This is a genomic window from Rhodanobacter glycinis (genome assembly GCF_900114325.1).
GTDB lineage: Bacteria > Pseudomonadota > Gammaproteobacteria > Xanthomonadales > Rhodanobacteraceae > Rhodanobacter_A > Rhodanobacter_A glycinis.
This window is the reverse complement of record NZ_FOSR01000007.1, coordinates 73,221-90,316: the sequence shown is the minus strand read 5'-3', so window position 1 is coordinate 90,316 and position 17,096 is coordinate 73,221. Positions and strand designations below refer to the sequence as shown.

The window sequence follows — 17,096 nt, the reverse complement described above, 5'->3', positions numbered from 1 at the left end:
GGTCAATGCCCGACCGTGCCGTCGTCCACCGGCGGCGCCACGGCGCTGGCGGCCGACTTCGGCACCACCTGGTAGAACGTTTCGCCCGGCTTGATCAGGCCCAGTTCGGCGCGCGCACGTGCCTCGATGGCCTCGTCACCATGCTTGAGGTCATGCACGTCCGCTTCCAGTGCCTGGTTGCGCTGGGTCAGCTTGCTGTTCTCGTCGGTCTGTTTCTGCACGGCGACGCGCAGGCTCCTGACCTCGGGCATGCCGCCGTGCGGCGACCACAGCTTGATCTGCAGCCCGATCAGCAGCAGCAGCAACAGCAGGGCGATCCAGCGCAACATGGGCGCGACTTGTTCCGTCTCAGCCCGGCAGGCGGGTCAGGTTCGGGAAGGCATTGCGGCCGGCGTAGCGTGCCGCCGAACCCAACGCTTCCTCGATGCGCAGCAACTGGTTGTACTTGGCGATGCGATCGCTGCGGCACAGCGAGCCGGTCTTGATCTGCGTCGCCGTGGTGGCCACCGCGATATCGGCGATGGTGCTGTCCTCGGTTTCGCCCGAACGGTGCGAGATCACCGCCGAATACTTCGCCGCATCGGCCATGGCGATGGCTTCCAGCGTCTCGGACAGCGTGCCGATCTGGTTCACCTTGATCAGGATCGAGTTGGCGATGTGCTTTTCGATGCCTTCGCGGAAGATCGCCGGATTGGTGACGAACAGGTCGTCACCGACCACCTGGATGCGCTCGCCGATAGCGTCGGTGAGCAGCTTCCAGCCGTCCCAGTCGCCCTCGGCCATGCCGTCCTCGATGGTGACGATGGGGTACTGCTTCGTCCAGCCGGCCAGCAGTTCGACGAACTGTTCCGAGGTGTACTGCTTGCCCTCGCCCGCCAGGTCGTACTTGCCATCGCGATAGAACTCGGAGCTGGCCGCATCCAGGCCCAGCAGGATCTCGCTGCCGACCTTGTAGCCGGTCTTGTTGACCGCCTCGAGGATGGTGTCCATGGCCTCGATGTTCGAGCGCAGGTTCGGCGCGAAGCCGCCTTCATCGCCCACCGCCGTGTTCAGGCCCTTGGCCTTCAACACGCCCTTCAGCGCGTGGAAGATCTCGGCGCCGGCACGCAGTGCCTCGCTGAAGCTGGGCAGACCCACCGGCAGCACCATGAACTCCTGCACGTCGATGTTGTTGTCGGCATGTTCGCCGCCGTTGATGATGTTCATCATCGGCACCGGCAGCGCGCCCGGCTTGCCAGACGACAGATAAGCCCACAGCGGCTCATGCCGCGAGGCAGCCATCGCGTGGGCCGCGGCCATCGACACGCCGAGGATGGCGTTGGCGCCCAGCTTGCCCTTGTTCGGCGTGCCGTCGAGTGCGATCAGCTTCGCATCCAGCCCATTCTGGTCGGCCGCATCGAAGCCGTCCAGCGTCTTGGCGATGGCACCGTTGACGTTGCCCACCGCATTCTTCACGCCCTTGCCGCCGTAGCGGGACTTGTCGCCATCGCGCAGCTCCACCGCTTCGCGCGAACCGGTGGATGCGCCGCTCGGCACCGCCGCACGGCCAAAGCTGCCATCGGCCAGGGTGACTTCGGCTTCCAGCGTGGGATTACCGCGCGAGTCGAGGATTTCACGGGCGTGGATGCGGCTGATGGCTGTGCTCATGGCGGTCCTGTGGGTCGGATTGGGGGAAGAGACTAAAGATACGCAAAAAAACGGCGCGGGGGAGAACCCCCGCGCCGATATCAGATCGATTGTTCGAGGAAGCCGTGGCGCTTGGTCACGGCGTCCAGTTCCATCAGGGTTTCCAGCAGGGCCTCCATCTTGCCCAGCGGCCACGCGTTTGGCCCATCGCTGAGCGCCTTGCTCGGATCCGGATGCGTCTCGGCGAACAGGCCCGACACGCCGGCAGCCACGGCGGCACGCGCCAGTACCGGCACGAACTCGCGCTGGCCACCCGAACTGGCGCCCTGCCCGCCGGGCAACTGCACCGAATGGGTGGCGTCGAACACCACCGGGCAACCGGTCTCGCGCATCGCGCTCAGCGAGCGCATGTCCGACACGAGGTTGTTGTAGCCGAAGCTGGCGCCGCGCTCGCAGACCATGATCTGCTCGTTGCCGACGGCCTTGGCCTTGGCTACCACGTGCGTCATGTCCCACGGCGCGAGGAACTGGCCTTTCTTGATGTTCACCGGCTTGCCGGCCCGGGCCACCTTCTGGATAAAGTCGGTCTGCCGGCAAAGGAAGGCCGGCGTCTGCAACACGTCCACCACCGAGGCGACTTCGTCGAACGGTGTGTACTCGTGCACATCGGTGAGCACCGACACGCCGACCTGGCGCCTCACTTCGCCCAGGATGCGCAGGCCTTCTTCCATGCCTAGCCCGCGAAAGCTGGTGCCGGAGGAACGGTTGGCCTTGTCGAAGCTGGACTTGAAGATGAAGTTCACCCCGAGCCTGCCGGTGATTTCCTTCAAGGTGCCGGCGGTATCCACCTGCAGTTGTTCGGACTCGATCACGCAGGGGCCGGCGATCAGGAACAGCGGCTGGTCGAGACCGGCCTCGAAATGGCAGAGCTTCATGCCGTCGCCTCCTTCGCCAGTTTCTCGCCGTCATGCACGGCCTTGTATTCGCGCGCCGCGCGCACGAAACCGATGAACAGCGGATGGCCGTCGCGCGGGGTAGAGGTGAATTCCGGATGCGCCTGGCAGCCGAGGAACCACGGATGCTGCTGTTGCGGCAGTTCGACGATCTCCACCAGCAGGTCGTCCATCGACTTGCCGGAGATCACCAGGCCCTGATCTTCGAACGACTGACGATAGCGGTTGTTGAATTCATAGCGGTGACGATGGCGCTCGCGCACCACATCCTGGCCGTACATCTCGCGCGCCAGCGTGCCGGTTTTCAGGCGACATTCCTGCGAACCCAGGCGCATGGTGCCGCCGAGGTCGGAACGCTCGCTGCGCTGCTCGACTTCACCGCTGGCGGTAGTCCATTCGGTGATCAGGCCGATCACCGGGTTCGGCGTGTTGCGATCATTCTCGCTGGAATCGGCATCGGCCAGTCCGGCCACGTGGCGGGCGAAATCCACCACTGCCGCGTGCATGCCGTAGCAGATGCCGAAGTACGGCACGCCATGCTCGCGGGCATATTTCGCCGCCAGCACCTTGCCTTCGAAACCGCGCTTGCCGAAGCCGCCCGGCACCAGGATCGCGTCGACGCCACCCAGCACCTTGGCCGCACCTTCGGCCTCGATCCGCTCCGAATCGATCCAGTCCAGGTTGACCCGGGTCAGCTGCTTGATGCCACCGTGGCGCAACGCCTCGCCCAGCGACTTGTAGGCGTCCTTGTGCTCGACATACTTGCCGACGACGGCGACGGTCACCTCGTCCTTGGGATGGATCACCGCGTCCACCGTGCGCTGCCAGGCCGAAAGGTCGGCCGGCTTGGCGTCCAGCCCGAGCTTTTTCACCACGATCTCGTCCAGCCCCTGCTCGTGCAACCACAGCGGCATCTTGTAGATCACGTCCACGTCGGCTGCGCTGATGACGGCGGACTCGGGCACGTTGGTGAACAGCGCGATCTTGCGGCGCTCGCCCTCGGGCAGCGGCTCCTCGCAGCGGCACAGCAGGATGTCCGGCTGGATACCGATCGAACGCAGTTCCTTCACCGAATGCTGGGTCGGCTTGGTCTTGATCTCACCGGCGGCCTTGATATACGGCACCAGCGTGAGATGCATGAACACCACCTTCTCCGGGCCATGCTCGATGCGCAACTGGCGGATCGCCTCCAGGAACGGCAGTGACTCGATGTCGCCCACGGTGCCGCCGATCTCCACCAGCGCCACGTCGAAACCACGCGTCGCCTCGTGGACACGGTGCTTGATCTCGTCGGTGATGTGCGGAATCACCTGCACGGTGGCGCCGAGATAGTCGCCGCGGCGCTCCTTGCGGATCACCGACTCGTAGATCTTGCCGGTGGTGATGGAGTTCTTGCCGGTCAGGCGGGTATGCACGAAGCGCTCGTAATGCCCCAGGTCGAGATCGGTCTCCGCGCCGTCGTCGGTCACGTAGACCTCGCCGTGCTGGAAGGGACTCATGGTGCCCGGATCCACATTGATGTAGGGATCGAGCTTCATCATGGTGACCGAGAGTCCGCGCGCTTCCAGGATGGAAGCCAGCGACGCCGCGGCGATGCCCTTGCCAAGAGAGGACACCACACCGCCGGTGACGAAAATCAGGGGGGTCATGGGATGTAGCCGTGCTGGAAATGTCCATTTTAGCGGCAGAACGGCTTCTTCGCGAGATACTTCGACGATCGCGATTCAGGCGAGGCCCGTGCCACGGCCCGCAAAGCCCCGCGGAGTCCGGGAAAACCCGCCCGCCCGGCCAAAACAAAACCGGCGGCTCCCTCGCGGGGGCCGCCGGTGGTGGCGCGGGAATACCGAGGTGGCGTCAGCCGCCGTGCGACATCCCGGGCATCATGTAGGCGTTCATGTTGTGCAGCACCCACAGCGAGCCGACGACCACGATGCCGATGAAGATCAGCGCGCAGACCATCACCATCAGGTTCTCGCGCTGCTCCGGGGCGATGCCCATGTGCAGGAAGAAGCCCAGTTGCACCAGTACCTGCGCGATGCAGAACACCATCAGCGCCGGCATGATCAGGTGGTGCGGCACCAGCCCGGCCATCACGCAGCCGAACGACAGCAGGGTCAGCGCGATCGACAGACCGAAACCGACCATGTAGGACTTCAGCGAGCCGTGCTGGCCGCCGCTGGCGGCATGTTGTTCGTGAGCGTTCGACATCAGAGCACCCCGTGCAGATAGACAAAAGTGAACACGCAGATCCAGATCACGTCCAGGAAGTGCCAGAACAGGCTCAGGCAGGACAAGCGGCGCTTGACGATGCCGTCCAGGCCGTAGCGATGCACCATGTGCATCATCACGCCCATCCAGATCAGGCCGCAGGTCACGTGCAGGCCGTGCGTACCGACCAGGAAGAAGTAGGCCGACAGGAACGCACTGCGATCCGGACCCGCGCCTTCGTGGATGAGGCCGACGAACTCGTGGATTTCCATGCCCACGAAAGCGGCGCCGAACAGGAAGGTGATCACCATCCAGCCCAGCAGCTTGTTGCGCTTGTCGGCATGCATGTTGAGCATGGCCATGCCGAAGGTGAAGCTGCTGACCAGCAGCAGCATGGTCTCGCCCAGCACGTACTTGAGATCGAAGATGTCCTTGCCGGTGGGGCCGCCCGCATAGGCGTGCGACAGCACGGCAAAGGTCGCGAACAATGCCGAGAAGATCAGGCAGTCGCTCATCAGGTAGATCCAGAACCCCAGCAGGGTCTTGGAGCTGTCGTCGTGGTGCTCTTCGTGGACGGCGATGCCGTCGGCGGTAATGACGGAACTGTTCATGGCTCAGGCAACCCTCTGTTCGGACGCAGCCACGTCGACGCGGTCGATCAGGCCGTTGAGCGGCACCATGCGGGCACGCTCGATCTTCTCGACCTCGGCGGCCGGCACGTAGTAATCGACATCACGGTCGTAGGCGCGGGTCAGGAACGAACCGATCATGCCGACCAGGCCCAGGATGGCCAGCCACCAGATGTGCCAGATCAGGCCAAAACCGAGCAGCACGCCGAAGGCACCCATGAAGACACCGACGCCGGTGTTGCGCGGCATGTGGATGTCCTCGTACTTCGCCGGCTGGCGATAGGCCACACCCGCCTCCTTGTCGTGCCAGAACTGGTCCAGCTCCTCGCCCTTGGGCAGCACGGCAAAGTTGTAGAACGGCGGCGGCGAGCTGGTCGCCCATTCCAGGGTGCGGCCGCCCCACGGGTCGCCGGTCAGGTCGCGGTTGGCCTCGCGGTTGCGAATGCTCACCACGATCTGCAGCAAGGTGAAGCCGATACCGGCAAAGATGATCGCCGCGCCGATGAAGGCCACCACGAAATACGGCTGCCAGGCGGGGTTGTCGTAGTGCTGCATGCGACGGGTGGCGCCCATCAGGCCGAGCATGTACAGCGGCACGAAGGCCACGTAGAAGCCCACCAGCCAGCACCAGAACGACCACTTGCCCCAGCGCTCCTCCAGCTTGAAGCCCATCGCCTTCGGGAACCAGAAGTTCAGCGCGGCCAGGCAGCCGAACACCACGCCACCGATGATCATGTTGTGGAAGTGCGCGATCAGGAACAGGCTGTTGTGCAGCACGAAGTCCGCGCCTGGTACCGCCAGCAGCACGCCGGTCATGCCGCCGATCACGAAGGTCACCATGAAGCCGATCGTCCACAGCACCGGCACCGTGAAGCGGATGCGGCCGCGGTACATGGTGAACAGCCAGTTGAATACCTTCACGCCGGTGGGGATCGAGATGATCATCGTGGCAATGCCGAAGAAGGCATTCACGTTGGCGCCCGAGCCCATGGTGAAGAAGTGGTGCAGCCACACCAGGAACGACATCACGCCGATCGCCACGGTGGCGTAGACCATCGACTTGTAGCCGAACAGCGGCTTGCCGGAGAACGTGGAGATGATCTCCGAGTACACGCCGAAGCACGGCACCATCAGGATGTAGACCTCGGGGTGGCCCCAGATCCAGATCAGGTTGATATACATCATGGCGTTGCCGCCAAGATCGTTGGTGAAGAAATGCATGCCCAGGTAGCGGTCGGCACCGAGCAGCGCCAGCGCCACGGTCAGCGCCGGGAACGCAGCCACGATCAGGATGTTGGTGACCAGCGCCGTCCAGGTGAACACCGGCATCTTCATCAGCGCCATGCCGGGCGTGCGCATGCGCAGGATCGTCACCACGAAGTTGATGCCGCTCAGCGTCGTGCCGAGACCGGCCAGCTGCAATGCCCAGATGTAGTAGTCCACGCCCACGGTCGGACTGAACTTCAACTCCGACAGCGGCGGGTACGCCAGCCAGCCGGTGGCCGAGAAGTCACCGATGAACAGCGACAGCATGATCAGCACCACGCCGCACGCGGTCAGCCAGAAGCTGAGCGAGTTCAGGAACGGATAGGCCACGTCGCGCGCACCGATCTGCAACGGCACGATCATGTTCATCAGGCCCACCACGAACGGCATCGCCATGAAGAAGATCATGATGGTGCCGTGGGCGGAGAAGATCTGGTCGAAGTGGTGCGGCGGCAGGTAGCCCTGGGCGCCGGCCGCGGCCATCGCCTGCTGGCCGCGCATCATGATCGCGTCGGCGAAGCCGCGCAGCAGCATCACCAGCGCCAGGATGATGTACATGATGCCGATGCGCTTGTGGTCCACCGTGGTGAACCACTCTTTCCAGAGGTAGGTCCACTTGCGGTAATAGGTCACCGCGCCGAGCACGAACGCACCCATGATGACCACGCCGGCAAGGGTCCACATGACGATCGGCTGGTCGAACGGAATCGACGATAGGGAAAGTTTTCCGAACATGACTTACTCCGCAGCCTTGGACTGGGTGGGATGCGCCGGAACAACGGCCATGCCTGCCGCCGCGGACATGCCGTCCATCGGCTTGCCGGCGCGGGCCATGCCCTTCATACCCGGTTGGAGAATGTGGCCGAACATGCCAGGCGTGACCGAGCCGTAATACGACACCGGCACCTTCTGGCTCGGCACCAGCAGCGATTGGTACGCGCTCGCGTCAAGCGTGGCCGGCGCCGCCTTGGCCTGCTTGATCCAGTCCTGGAAACCCTGCTGCGACGTGGCGATGGCGTTGAAGCGCATGTCCGAGAAGCCGGCGCCGCTGTAGTTCGACGACAGGCCGTCGTAGGTACCCTGCTCGCGGGCGATCAGGTGGAGCTGGGTTTCCATGCCCGCCATCGCGTAGATCTGGCTGCCGAGCTGCGGGATGAAGAATGCGTTCATCACCGTGCCCGAGGTGATCTCGAAATGCACCGGAACGTCCACCGGGAAAGCGATCTGGTTGACGCTGGCCACACCGTAATCCGGATAGATAAAGAGCCACTTCCAGTCCAGCGATACCGCCTGGATGGTGATCGGCCTCACCTTCGACTGCAGCGGGCGATACGGATCGAGCCGTTGCGTCGACGTCCAGGTGATGTAGGCCAGGATCGCGATGATGACGCACGGGATCGCCCACATCGCCGCCTCGATGGCGGTGGAGTGCGACCACTTCGGCGCGTAGGTGGCCTTGGTGTTGGAGGCACGGTATTTCCACGCAAACACCAGGGTCAGCACGATCACCGGAATCACCACCAGGGACATCAGTCCCAGCGCGATGAAGATGAGCGACCGCTCATCCATGCCGATGTCGCCCTTCGGCGAAAGGACTTCCATGTGGCAACCGCTGAGCAACACGGCGACGCCTGCGCACATCCAGCGCAGGGAGGTAACGATAGATCGCTTGTTCACGTACAGCCCTTGAACAGACAAACGGAGGGGGTGTGCCGGGGGAACGGCGGCGCATAGGCTAACGATGCAATGCACCAAATGACATCACCCGAGACACAATGTCGCAGTTGCGTATCCCCATGCATCTGTGCAACGAAAAGCTTGTGGGCGCGGCCGAACCGGCCTTCGCTTCCTTTCGCCAAGCACATTGGCGTCGCTGGCCGGGGCTGATCCGGGCCGTGCGAAGCGGTCACGCACGCTCTACCATGCGCGGATGAATACACTCATCCCCGCCCGCCTCGCCGCCTTGCGCCAGGCCATGCAGCAGCATGGTGTGGCCGCATGCATCGTCCCCAGTGCCGACCCGCACCTGTCCGAATACCTGCCCGAACACTGGCAGGCGCGGGCATGGCTGTCCGGCTTCACCGGCTCGGCCGGCACCCTGGTGGTGACCGCACGCCACGCCGGCCTGTGGACTGACTCGCGCTACTTCTCGCAGGCCGAACGCCAACTCGACGGCACCGGCTTCACGCTGATGAAACTGCGCGTGCCGCATACGCCGGAACACCTGCAATGGCTGGCGGAACAACTGCATGGCGGCGACACGGTAGCCGTGGCCGGCGACAGCGTGCCGCTGGCGGCGCAACGCCAGATGGAAAACCTGCTGGGCGAGGCCGGTGCACGCCTGCGCACGGATCTCGACCTGCCCGGCGAGATCTGGACGGATCGCCCGGCCCTGCCCCATGCGCCGATCACCGAGCACGTGCTCGCCTACGCCTGCACCTCGCGCGCCGACAAGTTCGCGCGCCTGCACAGCGCCATGCGCAAGCGCAAGGCCACGCACCATCTGGTGTCCAGCGTTGACGACATTGCCTGGCTCACCAACCTGCGCGGCAGCGACGTGGAGTGCAATCCGGTCTTCCTCGCCCACCTGCTGGTGTCCGCCGATGCCGGCGCCACCCTGTTCACCGGGCGCACCAAGCTGGACGACCGCACCGTCGCGGCACTCGCCGCCGACGGCATTACCGTCGCCGATTACGCCACCGTCACCGATGCCCTCGCCAGCCTGCCCGCCGGCAGCGCGCTGTTGCTCGATCCCGGCCGCGTGGTCAGTGCCATTGCCGCGGCCATCCCGGTGACCGTGCAGCGCATCGAGGCAGCCAACCCGTCCACCGCATTCAAGGCGGTAAAGAATGCCGACGAGCTGGATCACATTCGCGAAGTGATGCGCCGCGACGGCGCTGCGCTGGCCCACGCCTTCCATGAAATCGAGCACCAGCTCGGCGAAGGCAAAGCACTGACCGAACTGGACGTGCACCGCCTGGTGCATGCGGCTCGTGCCGCGCAGCCGGATTTCGTCGGCGAAAGCTTCGCCACCATCGCCGGTTACCAGGCCAACGGCGCCATGCCGCACTACCGCGCCACGCAGGAATCGCACAGCGCGCTGAAGGCCGAAGGCCTGCTGCTGATCGATTCCGGCGGCCAATACCTTGGCGGTACCACCGACATCACCCGCGTGCTGGCGCTCGGCCCGGTCACCGCCGAGCAGAAGCGCGATGCCACGCTGGTGCTCAAGGGCATGATCGGCCTCAGCCGCGCCCGCTTCCCGAAAGGTGCCAGCGGCCCGCAGCTGGATGCGCTGGCGCGTGCCCCGCTATGGGCAGATGGCATGGACTATGGCCACGGCACCGGCCATGGCGTGGGCTATTTCCTGAATGTGCACGAAGGCCCGCAGTCGATCCGCCCGCCGGTTACCGGCGGCGCGCTGGTACCGCTGGAACCGGGCATGATCAGCTCGATCGAACCGGGCCTGTACAAGCCGGGTCGCCACGGCATCCGCCACGAGAACCTGGCCGTGGTGGTGGAAGCGGAACAGACCGAATTCGGCGACTACTACGCCTTCGAGACACTGACGCTGTGCCCGTTCGATCGTCGGGCGCTCGACATCAGCCTGCTCAACCCGGACGAACGCGCCTGGCTCGACGATTACCACGCCGGCGTGCGCGCCGCGCTGAGCCCGCTGCTCGACGGCGCCGACCTGGCATGGCTGACCCGGCACTGCGCGCCGCTGGCCAGCTGAAAAAAATCGGCGCCGAGGTTCCCGCACCGTCGGCGCCGATCTGTCCACGAGGTTTTCCGGGCGGCAAGGCTCAGGGGGTGAGGACATACCGACCGTCGACGTAAACTCATCGACCCGTACCGATCCTTCGGCACGTGGAAAAGCATTGACGCGGCAATCCCCCAATAAACGAACCGGCGAATGCCGGTGGAGGCCTGCTCGCGTCACTGTTCCATGATGCCGATGATGGCCGCCAATTGAGATCAGACAATTCCTAAAAATCGGAATTTCCGGCTTTCACGCACAGGCTGAGTACAGCAATCGGCCATCGCCGGTTCAGGCAGGCAAGTTCAGGTAAGCAAACCCCATAACCGCGCATATTCGTAAAGCTGGCTGTTGCTGGTAAAGCCCAGCTTGCGCATGGCGCTGTTCTTCTGCTGGCTAATCGTCTTCACGCTGCGATGCACGCGCTCGGCGATCTGGGTGATGGAAAGGCCGGAGGCATACAGGCGCACAATCTCGGCTTCGCGCCGCGACAGCGTGGATGGATCATCACCGGTGACGGCGAACTCCACCCCGGATTCCGGCACGGCGTTGCCGGCCACCGCCTCGCGCACATGCTCACTCACATAGGGCCGCCCACTCGTCACGGCCTGGATCGCCAGCAGCAACTCGCTGGTCATGGCGGCCTTGCCGACCACGCCATTGACGCCGACTCTCAGCATGCCGCGCACCAGCGCCGGGTTATGGATCATGGTCATCACGATCACCGGCAGATCGGGATATTCGCGGCGCAGGCGCTTGAGCCAGGCCAATCCGTCCTCGGCACCGGCCGCGTCAGGCATCGAGTAATCCGTAATAAGCAAATCGCATTCGCATTCGGGCAGCAATTCCAGCAACTCCCGACTGCCGCCCGCCTCACCGACCACCTGCATGCCACTGCCATGCCCTTGCAGGAGCGTCTTGATGCCCAGCAAAACCACGGGATGGTCGTCGGCAATGACAATGCGCAGCGGCCCCCTGATATTCGACATCGTCACTTTCGTTGAAATCCTTCTGCCACTACTTGAAGTAGCATCCTTTCACCAAGCTTAATTTTGCCGAAATACACAAACCGCTGCGTGAAGACGCCGAATTTGATGAAAGCGGCACCGCCATGATGACGCTGCAAAGGACAAGCAACCCGGCATGACCCTTACGGCGACCATCGAGATCCTCGCTGCCCTGCTCAGCCTGAGCGGCGTACTGGCCTTGATTCTGCTCCGGGCGATCTGGCTGCAACAGCGCCGGCTGAAACAGGCCGAAAAGCGGCTCCGGCAGCTGGCCCTGGACATGGAGGCGCACCGCGAGAACGAACGACGCACGCGCGCCACCGAACAGAGCCTGCGCGAAATCACCTGGCATGTGCCGGTGGTGGTGTTTGTCGTGCGCCGTGGCAGGGATCGACGCCCCCGCCTGTCGTTCCTGGCGGGAAACCTGCGCGCGCTGCTCGGCCTCAATCCGCAGGACATGCTGGAAAGTGACGACGTGCTGCGCGAATGGCCGTTCCAGGACCGCATCCACCCCGAGGACCGGGAGCGTCTGCGCCAGCACCTGCGCCAGGCCATGCGCCATGCGCAGGCCACCTCGTTCGACTTTCGCGCCTGTGGCCCGGAAAGCCTGCGCTGGCTCCACCTGGCCATGGTCGCGCACCGCCAGGGCACCGGTGAAACCCGTTGGGTCGGCTACCTCATCGACACCACCCCCATCCATACGCACAACCAGACCCTGCGGGCGGCACGCGACGCGGCCGAACGCGCCTCACGCGCCAAGGCAGATTTCCTGGCCACGATGAGCCACGAGATCCGCACCCCGATGAACGGCGTGATCGGCATGCTCGAACTGCTGGGCCGTACCTCGCTCGATGCCGACCAGCACGAACTGCTGCACGCTGTGGAAGATTCGGCCAGCGTGCTGCTGCAGATCCTCGACGACGTACTGGATTTCTCCAAGCTGGAAGCCGGCAACCTGCGCCTCGACCCCGTACCGTTCGACCCGCGCACCCTGGTCGACAACGTGGTCAGCCTCAGCGCCGGCCCCCTGCATCGCAAGGGGCTCGACGTTGCCGTATCGATGGATTCGATGCTTGCAGGCCGCCTGCTTGGCGACGACGTGCGGCTGCGCCAGATCCTGCTCAACCTGCTGAACAACGCGGGGAAGTTCACCGAACAAGGCCGCATCAGCGTGACCATGCGCGTCCTTGGTGATGACGATCAGCACCAGCGCTTCCGCCTCAGCGTGACCGATACCGGCATCGGCATTCCGCCCGACAAGCAGATCGGCCTGTTCACCCCGTTCACGCAGGCCGAAGCGTGGACGGCTCGCCGACACGGCGGCACCGGTCTGGGCCTGGCCATCTGCCGGCACCTGGTGCAACTGATGGGGGGCCGCATCGAGCTGACCAGCGATGTCGGCGTCGGCACCACCGTGACCGTGGAGTTGCGCCTGCCGATCGTCCAGCGCGAGGTCGACGGTCCCGCCGGGCTGCGCGGTCGACACGCCGTAGTCCGGCTGGCATCCGCCGAACTGACCCATGCGTTGGACGGATACCTGGCCGCGCTCGGCCTCAGCGTCGAGGTGATGCCGCCGTCGCATCCCTTGCGTCCGGGCGTCGCCGCCGATTTCCTGTTTGTCGACGCCCACGATCACGATAGCGCGAAGCTGATCGCCGCACGGGTCATTGCCGTCGACGCCACACCCCAGGCACTCGCCTCTCCCGATGCTGACAGGGAGCGCATCCTGCTCGGCGCCCATCCGCTGAAATGGCAGGCGGTCGTACGCGCCTGCACGTTGGCGCTGCAACCACAAGAAAGCATCGCACCGCGCGTCGCGCGCGACAACTTTTCCGCCCCGGCCACTCCCGCCCGGTCACCACGCAGCGGCCGCATCCTGGTGGCCGAGGATCACCCGGTGAATCAATCGCTGGTGCGCCGCCAGCTCGACCTGCTCGGCTGGAGCTGCGACGTGGTCGACGATGGCCAGGCCGCCTACGAAGCGTTGTGTCGCACCGGTTATGCCCTGCTGCTCACCGACTGCCAGATGCCGGTGATGGATGGTTGCGCGCTGGCCATGGCATGGCGCGAGCACGAAACGCGGGAGGGGCATACGCAACACCTGCCGATCATTGCGATGACCGCGCACATGCTTGGCAACGACGTGGCCCGTTTCCACCAGGCCGGCATGGATGACTGCCTCGGCAAGCCCGTGCAACTGCATGCACTGGAAGAAAAACTGCTCGCCTGGACGGCCCGTGCTGCCCCGCTCGATGCCCGCGCCACGACCGGCGAGCCACCGGCCTTGCATGGCGACATGCTGCGCCTGCTGCTGGAAACCAGCCGCGACGACCTTTCCGCCATCGAACAGGCGCTTGCGCAAGGCAATGCATCGATAGCCGCCCAACGCCTGCACCGCTTGCTGGGTGGCCTGCAGATCTTTACCGGCGAAGCCGCACTCGCCCAAGCCCTGCAGCGAGTCGACGAACTGCACGGCGATCGGGCTGGTGAGGCCCTCCGGCAACTTCCGGCCGATCTTGCCGATCTGCGCAAACTGCTCGACCGCCTCGAACACCCCGTCTCCAACGGGGCCGATTGAAGCGGGTCAACATGCGCTGGCGTTGGCGTTTTTCGAGCCACTCCCCCAGAATTCCCGGCAGAGACGCTGTGCCGTGCTGCACGATTCGAGGATGCGGATCGCGCATGTCGGCCAGCTCGGAGCGCGGGGGGCGCCCGTCGTCCCGGTCAAACGCCGTGGGCGAGCTGAAGGGGTTTCAAGACATGCAAATCACCCGTCGATGGCACAGCCACTTTCTGCGCTGCGTGGCCGCCGCGACCCTGGTCCTGCTGGCCCTGCCCGCAGCCCGCGCCGGCGACTGGTTCTACAGCGTGCGTCCGCATGACAACATCTGGACGCTCAGCGGGCATTACCTGAAACCCGGCATTTCCTGGCAAAAACTGCAGGCCTACAACAAGATCGCCGACCCGCACCACCTGCCGCCGGGCTCGCGCCTGCGCATCCCGGTGGCATGGTTGCGCGTGCAACCGGCCAAGGCCACCGTGGCGGCCGTGAACGGCGATGCCAAGGCCTGGCTGCCCGGACAGCCGACTGCCGTAGCCGTCACCGCAGGCATGCAGCTCGGCTACGGCGCGCGTATCGATACCGGCGCCCACGCCAGCCTCACGCTCGAATTCGCCGACGGCTCGCACGTGCTGATGCAAGGCGACAGCGAACTCCAGCTTGATCGCATGAGTGCCTATGGCAACACCGGCATGGCCGATACCCACCTGCGCCTGCAGCGCGGACGGATCTTCAACGCCGTGACACCGATGCCGGGCAACGACGCGCATTTCACCGTGCAGACCCCAAGTGCCATTTCGAGTGTTCGGGGCACGCATTTTCGCGTAGCCGCCGGCGCCAGCCAGTCACAGACCGAGGTACTGAAAGGGCGCGTGGATGTAGGCGGCAGCCATCGTCACGTCCAGGTCAACCATGGTTCCGGCGTGGCCGTGGCCAACGGCAAACGGCCCGGACGCGTGCAGCGCCTGCTGCCGGCACCCGCACTGGACTGCCCCGCGCAGGCCATCACGCGAATCGGCTATGCGCTGGGCTGGCCAGCCCTGTCCGGCGCCCGGCATTACCGCCTGCAGATCGCCCCGGATACCCGCTTCGAGACACTGCTGCTCAATCGCGTCACCGGCGCCCTGCCGCACGCCAGCCTGCCCGACCTGCCGAATGGCCATTATGCGTTGCGCGTCCGCGGTATCGATGCCGATGGCCTTGAAGGCCTCGACGCGACCTGCCCCGTGCATGCGGCCATGCATCCGCAGCCACCGCTGGTGCAGGCACCCCAGGCGAACGGCAAGGCACGCCACCCGCGCCCGGATTTCCGCTGGAGCGAAAGTTCCGAAGCGGCGTCCTATTCATGGCAGCTGGCCAGCGACGCACAATTCACCCATCTGCTGGCCGAACGTCCGCAGCTCACCGGCGATCACTTGCGGGCTCCGCAAGCGCTGCCGCTGGGTCGCTACTACTGGCGCATTGCCAGCCGCGACCGCCACGGCCAATTGGGGCCGTATACCGATGCATTGCCCTTCGACCGCGTGGCGCCACCGCCGGCACCGAGCGTGGGTGCGCCCACGCGTTCGGGCAACGAGCTGACCCTGGGCTGGCCGGCCGGCTCGCCGGGCCAGCGCTATCACGTGCAGATGGCCCGCAGCAGCACATTCGCCAAGCCGAAGATCGACCAGACCCTGGACCAGCCCCGGCTGCACATCCACAAGCCCGCCTCGGGCACCTGGTATGTGCGCGTGCAGACCATCGACACCGACGGCTATGTCGGCGACTGGGGGCCGGCACAGAAGATCAGGTTGCCGTGCATGCCCTGTCGCATCGCTGCAGGCGTCGGTGGCGGCGCGCTGCTCTGGCTGCTGCTGTGAAGCGAGCATGACGCGCACGCTTCGCCAACGCCGGGCACCCTGATGTCGCCACGCATCTTCGCCTGGCTGGTGCGCGGCGCGGTATGGCTCACCGCCACCGGACTGCTTGCCCTGTTGCTGATCACCCACGTGTCCCGGCCGATCGATGAATCACTGTACGACCTGAACATGCGGCACTGGACCTATGTGCCCGGTGACGACACGGTCATCGTGGCGATCGACCCCAAGAGCCTGGCCGAACTCGGTCGCTGGCCGTGGCCGCGGTCACTGCATGCGCGGTTGATCGACCGCCTCACGGACGCCGGCGTCCGCGCCATCGGCATGGACATCACCATGTCGACCCCGGATACCGCGCACCCGCGCGACGATCATGCCCTGGCCGCGGCCCTGCATCTCAATGGGCACGTGGTGATGCCGGTCTTCGCCGAGGCCGACGACCTGGGTGGAACGCTGGAGGAAGCCCAGCCCATCCCCGTCCTGGCCCGGGACGCGAGAGCCCTCGGCCAGGTGGATGTCACCCTGGGCGCGGATGGCATCACGCGCGGTATCTACCTGAAAGCCGGGCTCGGCAGCGCGTACTGGCCCGCCCTGGCACTGGCGCTTTACCGCCTCGATCATCCGGGCACGGCCCATTTGCCGGGCCTGCGCAACCCCGCTCCCGCCGGCACGTCGCCCTACCTGTGGGTGCGTGACTACTATGCGCTGATGCGCTTCGCCGGGCCGGCCGGCACGTTTGGCCGGGTGTCCTACGCCGACGTGCTGGATGGTCGCGTACCCGCCTCGCTGCTCAAGGGTCGCGTGGTGCTGGTCGGCGCCACCGCTGAAGGCATGGGCGACATCATCCGCACGCCGGACGGCCTGATGCCCGGCGTGGAATACCAGGCCAACATGCTCGAATCGCTGCGTCGTGGCAGCTTGGTCACGCCGCTGGACTTCACCACTCAATTCGCGACCGGTGCCCTGCTGCTGGCCTTGCCGTGCCTGCTCTACGGGTTGCCCGGCTTGCGCCGCATCCGGGGAGCCGCGCTGCTTGGCGTTCTGCTGTCGCTGCTGACCAGCCTGTTCCTGCTGCGCGTGGCCGACTGCTGGTGGCCGCCAGCAGCCTGCGTGCTGAGTATCGCCATCGTGTCGATCCTCTGGACACTGCTGTCCCGCCTCTCGCCACGTGACCCGACCGACACGACCAGCGCTTGACCCTCAGGGCGGCCGACGCCATCCTGCATTGTTC

The 17,096-nt window shown here is 65.3% G+C and carries 13 protein-coding genes; 4 read left to right on the top strand and 9 right to left on the bottom strand.

Features of this window, described 5'->3' with window-relative positions; all coding sequences use genetic code 11:
• Positions 1–2 precede the first annotated feature (2 nt).
• The 8 genes from ftsB to cyoA form a co-directional block, all read right to left on the bottom strand.
• On the bottom strand, positions 3–329 hold the full coding sequence (gene ftsB, locus BMY90_RS09305; RefSeq protein ID WP_008216210.1) for a cell division protein FtsB: 327 nt from the start codon (positions 327–329) through the stop codon (positions 3–5).
• A gap of 19 nt (positions 330–348) precedes the next feature.
• Positions 349–1,647 carry a phosphopyruvate hydratase gene (gene eno, locus BMY90_RS09300; protein ID WP_092703459.1) on the bottom strand — a complete coding sequence of 433 codons (1,299 nt, stop codon included), beginning with the start codon at positions 1,645–1,647 and terminating at the stop codon, positions 349–351.
• An 80-nt stretch (positions 1,648–1,727) separates the two neighbouring features.
• On the bottom strand, positions 1,728–2,561 hold the full coding sequence (kdsA, locus tag BMY90_RS09295) for a 3-deoxy-8-phosphooctulonate synthase (RefSeq protein ID WP_092703457.1): 834 nt from the start codon (positions 2,559–2,561) through the stop codon (positions 1,728–1,730).
• Complete coding sequence (locus BMY90_RS09290; RefSeq protein ID WP_008216216.1) at positions 2,558–4,228, bottom strand: CTP synthase; 1,671 nt, start codon at positions 4,226–4,228, stop codon at positions 2,558–2,560. Before BMY90_RS09290 ends, kdsA begins: the two co-directional genes overlap by 4 nt.
• 205 nt (positions 4,229–4,433) lie before the next feature.
• Positions 4,434–4,787, bottom strand: a complete 354-nt coding sequence (cyoD, locus tag BMY90_RS09285) for a cytochrome o ubiquinol oxidase subunit IV (protein ID WP_092703455.1) — start codon at positions 4,785–4,787, stop codon at positions 4,434–4,436.
• Complete coding sequence (gene cyoC / locus BMY90_RS09280) at positions 4,787–5,398, bottom strand: cytochrome o ubiquinol oxidase subunit III (RefSeq protein ID WP_008216220.1); 612 nt, start codon at positions 5,396–5,398, stop codon at positions 4,787–4,789. Before cyoC ends, cyoD begins: the two co-directional genes overlap by 1 nt.
• A gap of 3 nt (positions 5,399–5,401) precedes the next feature.
• Entirely contained in the window at positions 5,402–7,417 is a 2,016-nt protein-coding gene (cyoB, locus tag BMY90_RS09275; RefSeq protein ID WP_092703453.1) for a cytochrome o ubiquinol oxidase subunit I, read from the bottom strand.
• Between the two features lie 3 nt (positions 7,418–7,420).
• On the bottom strand, positions 7,421–8,323 hold the full coding sequence (gene cyoA / locus BMY90_RS09270; RefSeq protein ID WP_092703451.1) for a ubiquinol oxidase subunit II: 903 nt from the start codon (positions 8,321–8,323) through the stop codon (positions 7,421–7,423).
• A gap of 289 nt (positions 8,324–8,612) precedes the next feature.
• On the opposite strand from cyoA, the gene BMY90_RS09265 reads away from it, so the two are divergent.
• Positions 8,613–10,418 (top strand): aminopeptidase P family protein, encoded by a 1,806-nt coding sequence (locus tag BMY90_RS09265; protein WP_092703449.1) that lies wholly within the window; start codon positions 8,613–8,615, stop codon positions 10,416–10,418.
• A 329-nt stretch (positions 10,419–10,747) separates the two neighbouring features.
• Here BMY90_RS09265 and BMY90_RS09260 read toward each other — a convergent pair whose 3' ends face one another.
• On the bottom strand, positions 10,748–11,431 hold the full coding sequence (locus tag BMY90_RS09260; RefSeq protein ID WP_008209600.1) for a response regulator: 684 nt from the start codon (positions 11,429–11,431) through the stop codon (positions 10,748–10,750).
• 154 nt (positions 11,432–11,585) lie between these two features.
• Between BMY90_RS09260 and BMY90_RS09255 the strand changes: the two genes are divergently transcribed.
• The 3 genes from BMY90_RS09255 to BMY90_RS09245 all read left to right on the top strand — a co-directional run bounded on the left by BMY90_RS09255 (position 11,586) and on the right by BMY90_RS09245 (position 17,062).
• Entirely contained in the window at positions 11,586–14,027 is a 2,442-nt protein-coding gene (locus BMY90_RS09255; protein ID WP_092703448.1) for an ATP-binding protein, read from the top strand.
• A 182-nt stretch (positions 14,028–14,209) separates the two neighbouring features.
• Complete coding sequence (locus BMY90_RS09250; protein WP_175481544.1) at positions 14,210–15,868, top strand: FecR family protein; 1,659 nt, start codon at positions 14,210–14,212, stop codon at positions 15,866–15,868.
• Positions 15,869–15,910: 42 nt separating this feature from the next.
• The gene (locus BMY90_RS09245; protein ID WP_245735000.1) at positions 15,911–17,062 is read left to right on the top strand and encodes a CHASE2 domain-containing protein; all 1,152 of its coding nucleotides are present in this window, start codon (positions 15,911–15,913) and stop codon (positions 17,060–17,062) included.
• Positions 17,063–17,096: the final 34 nt, after the last annotated feature.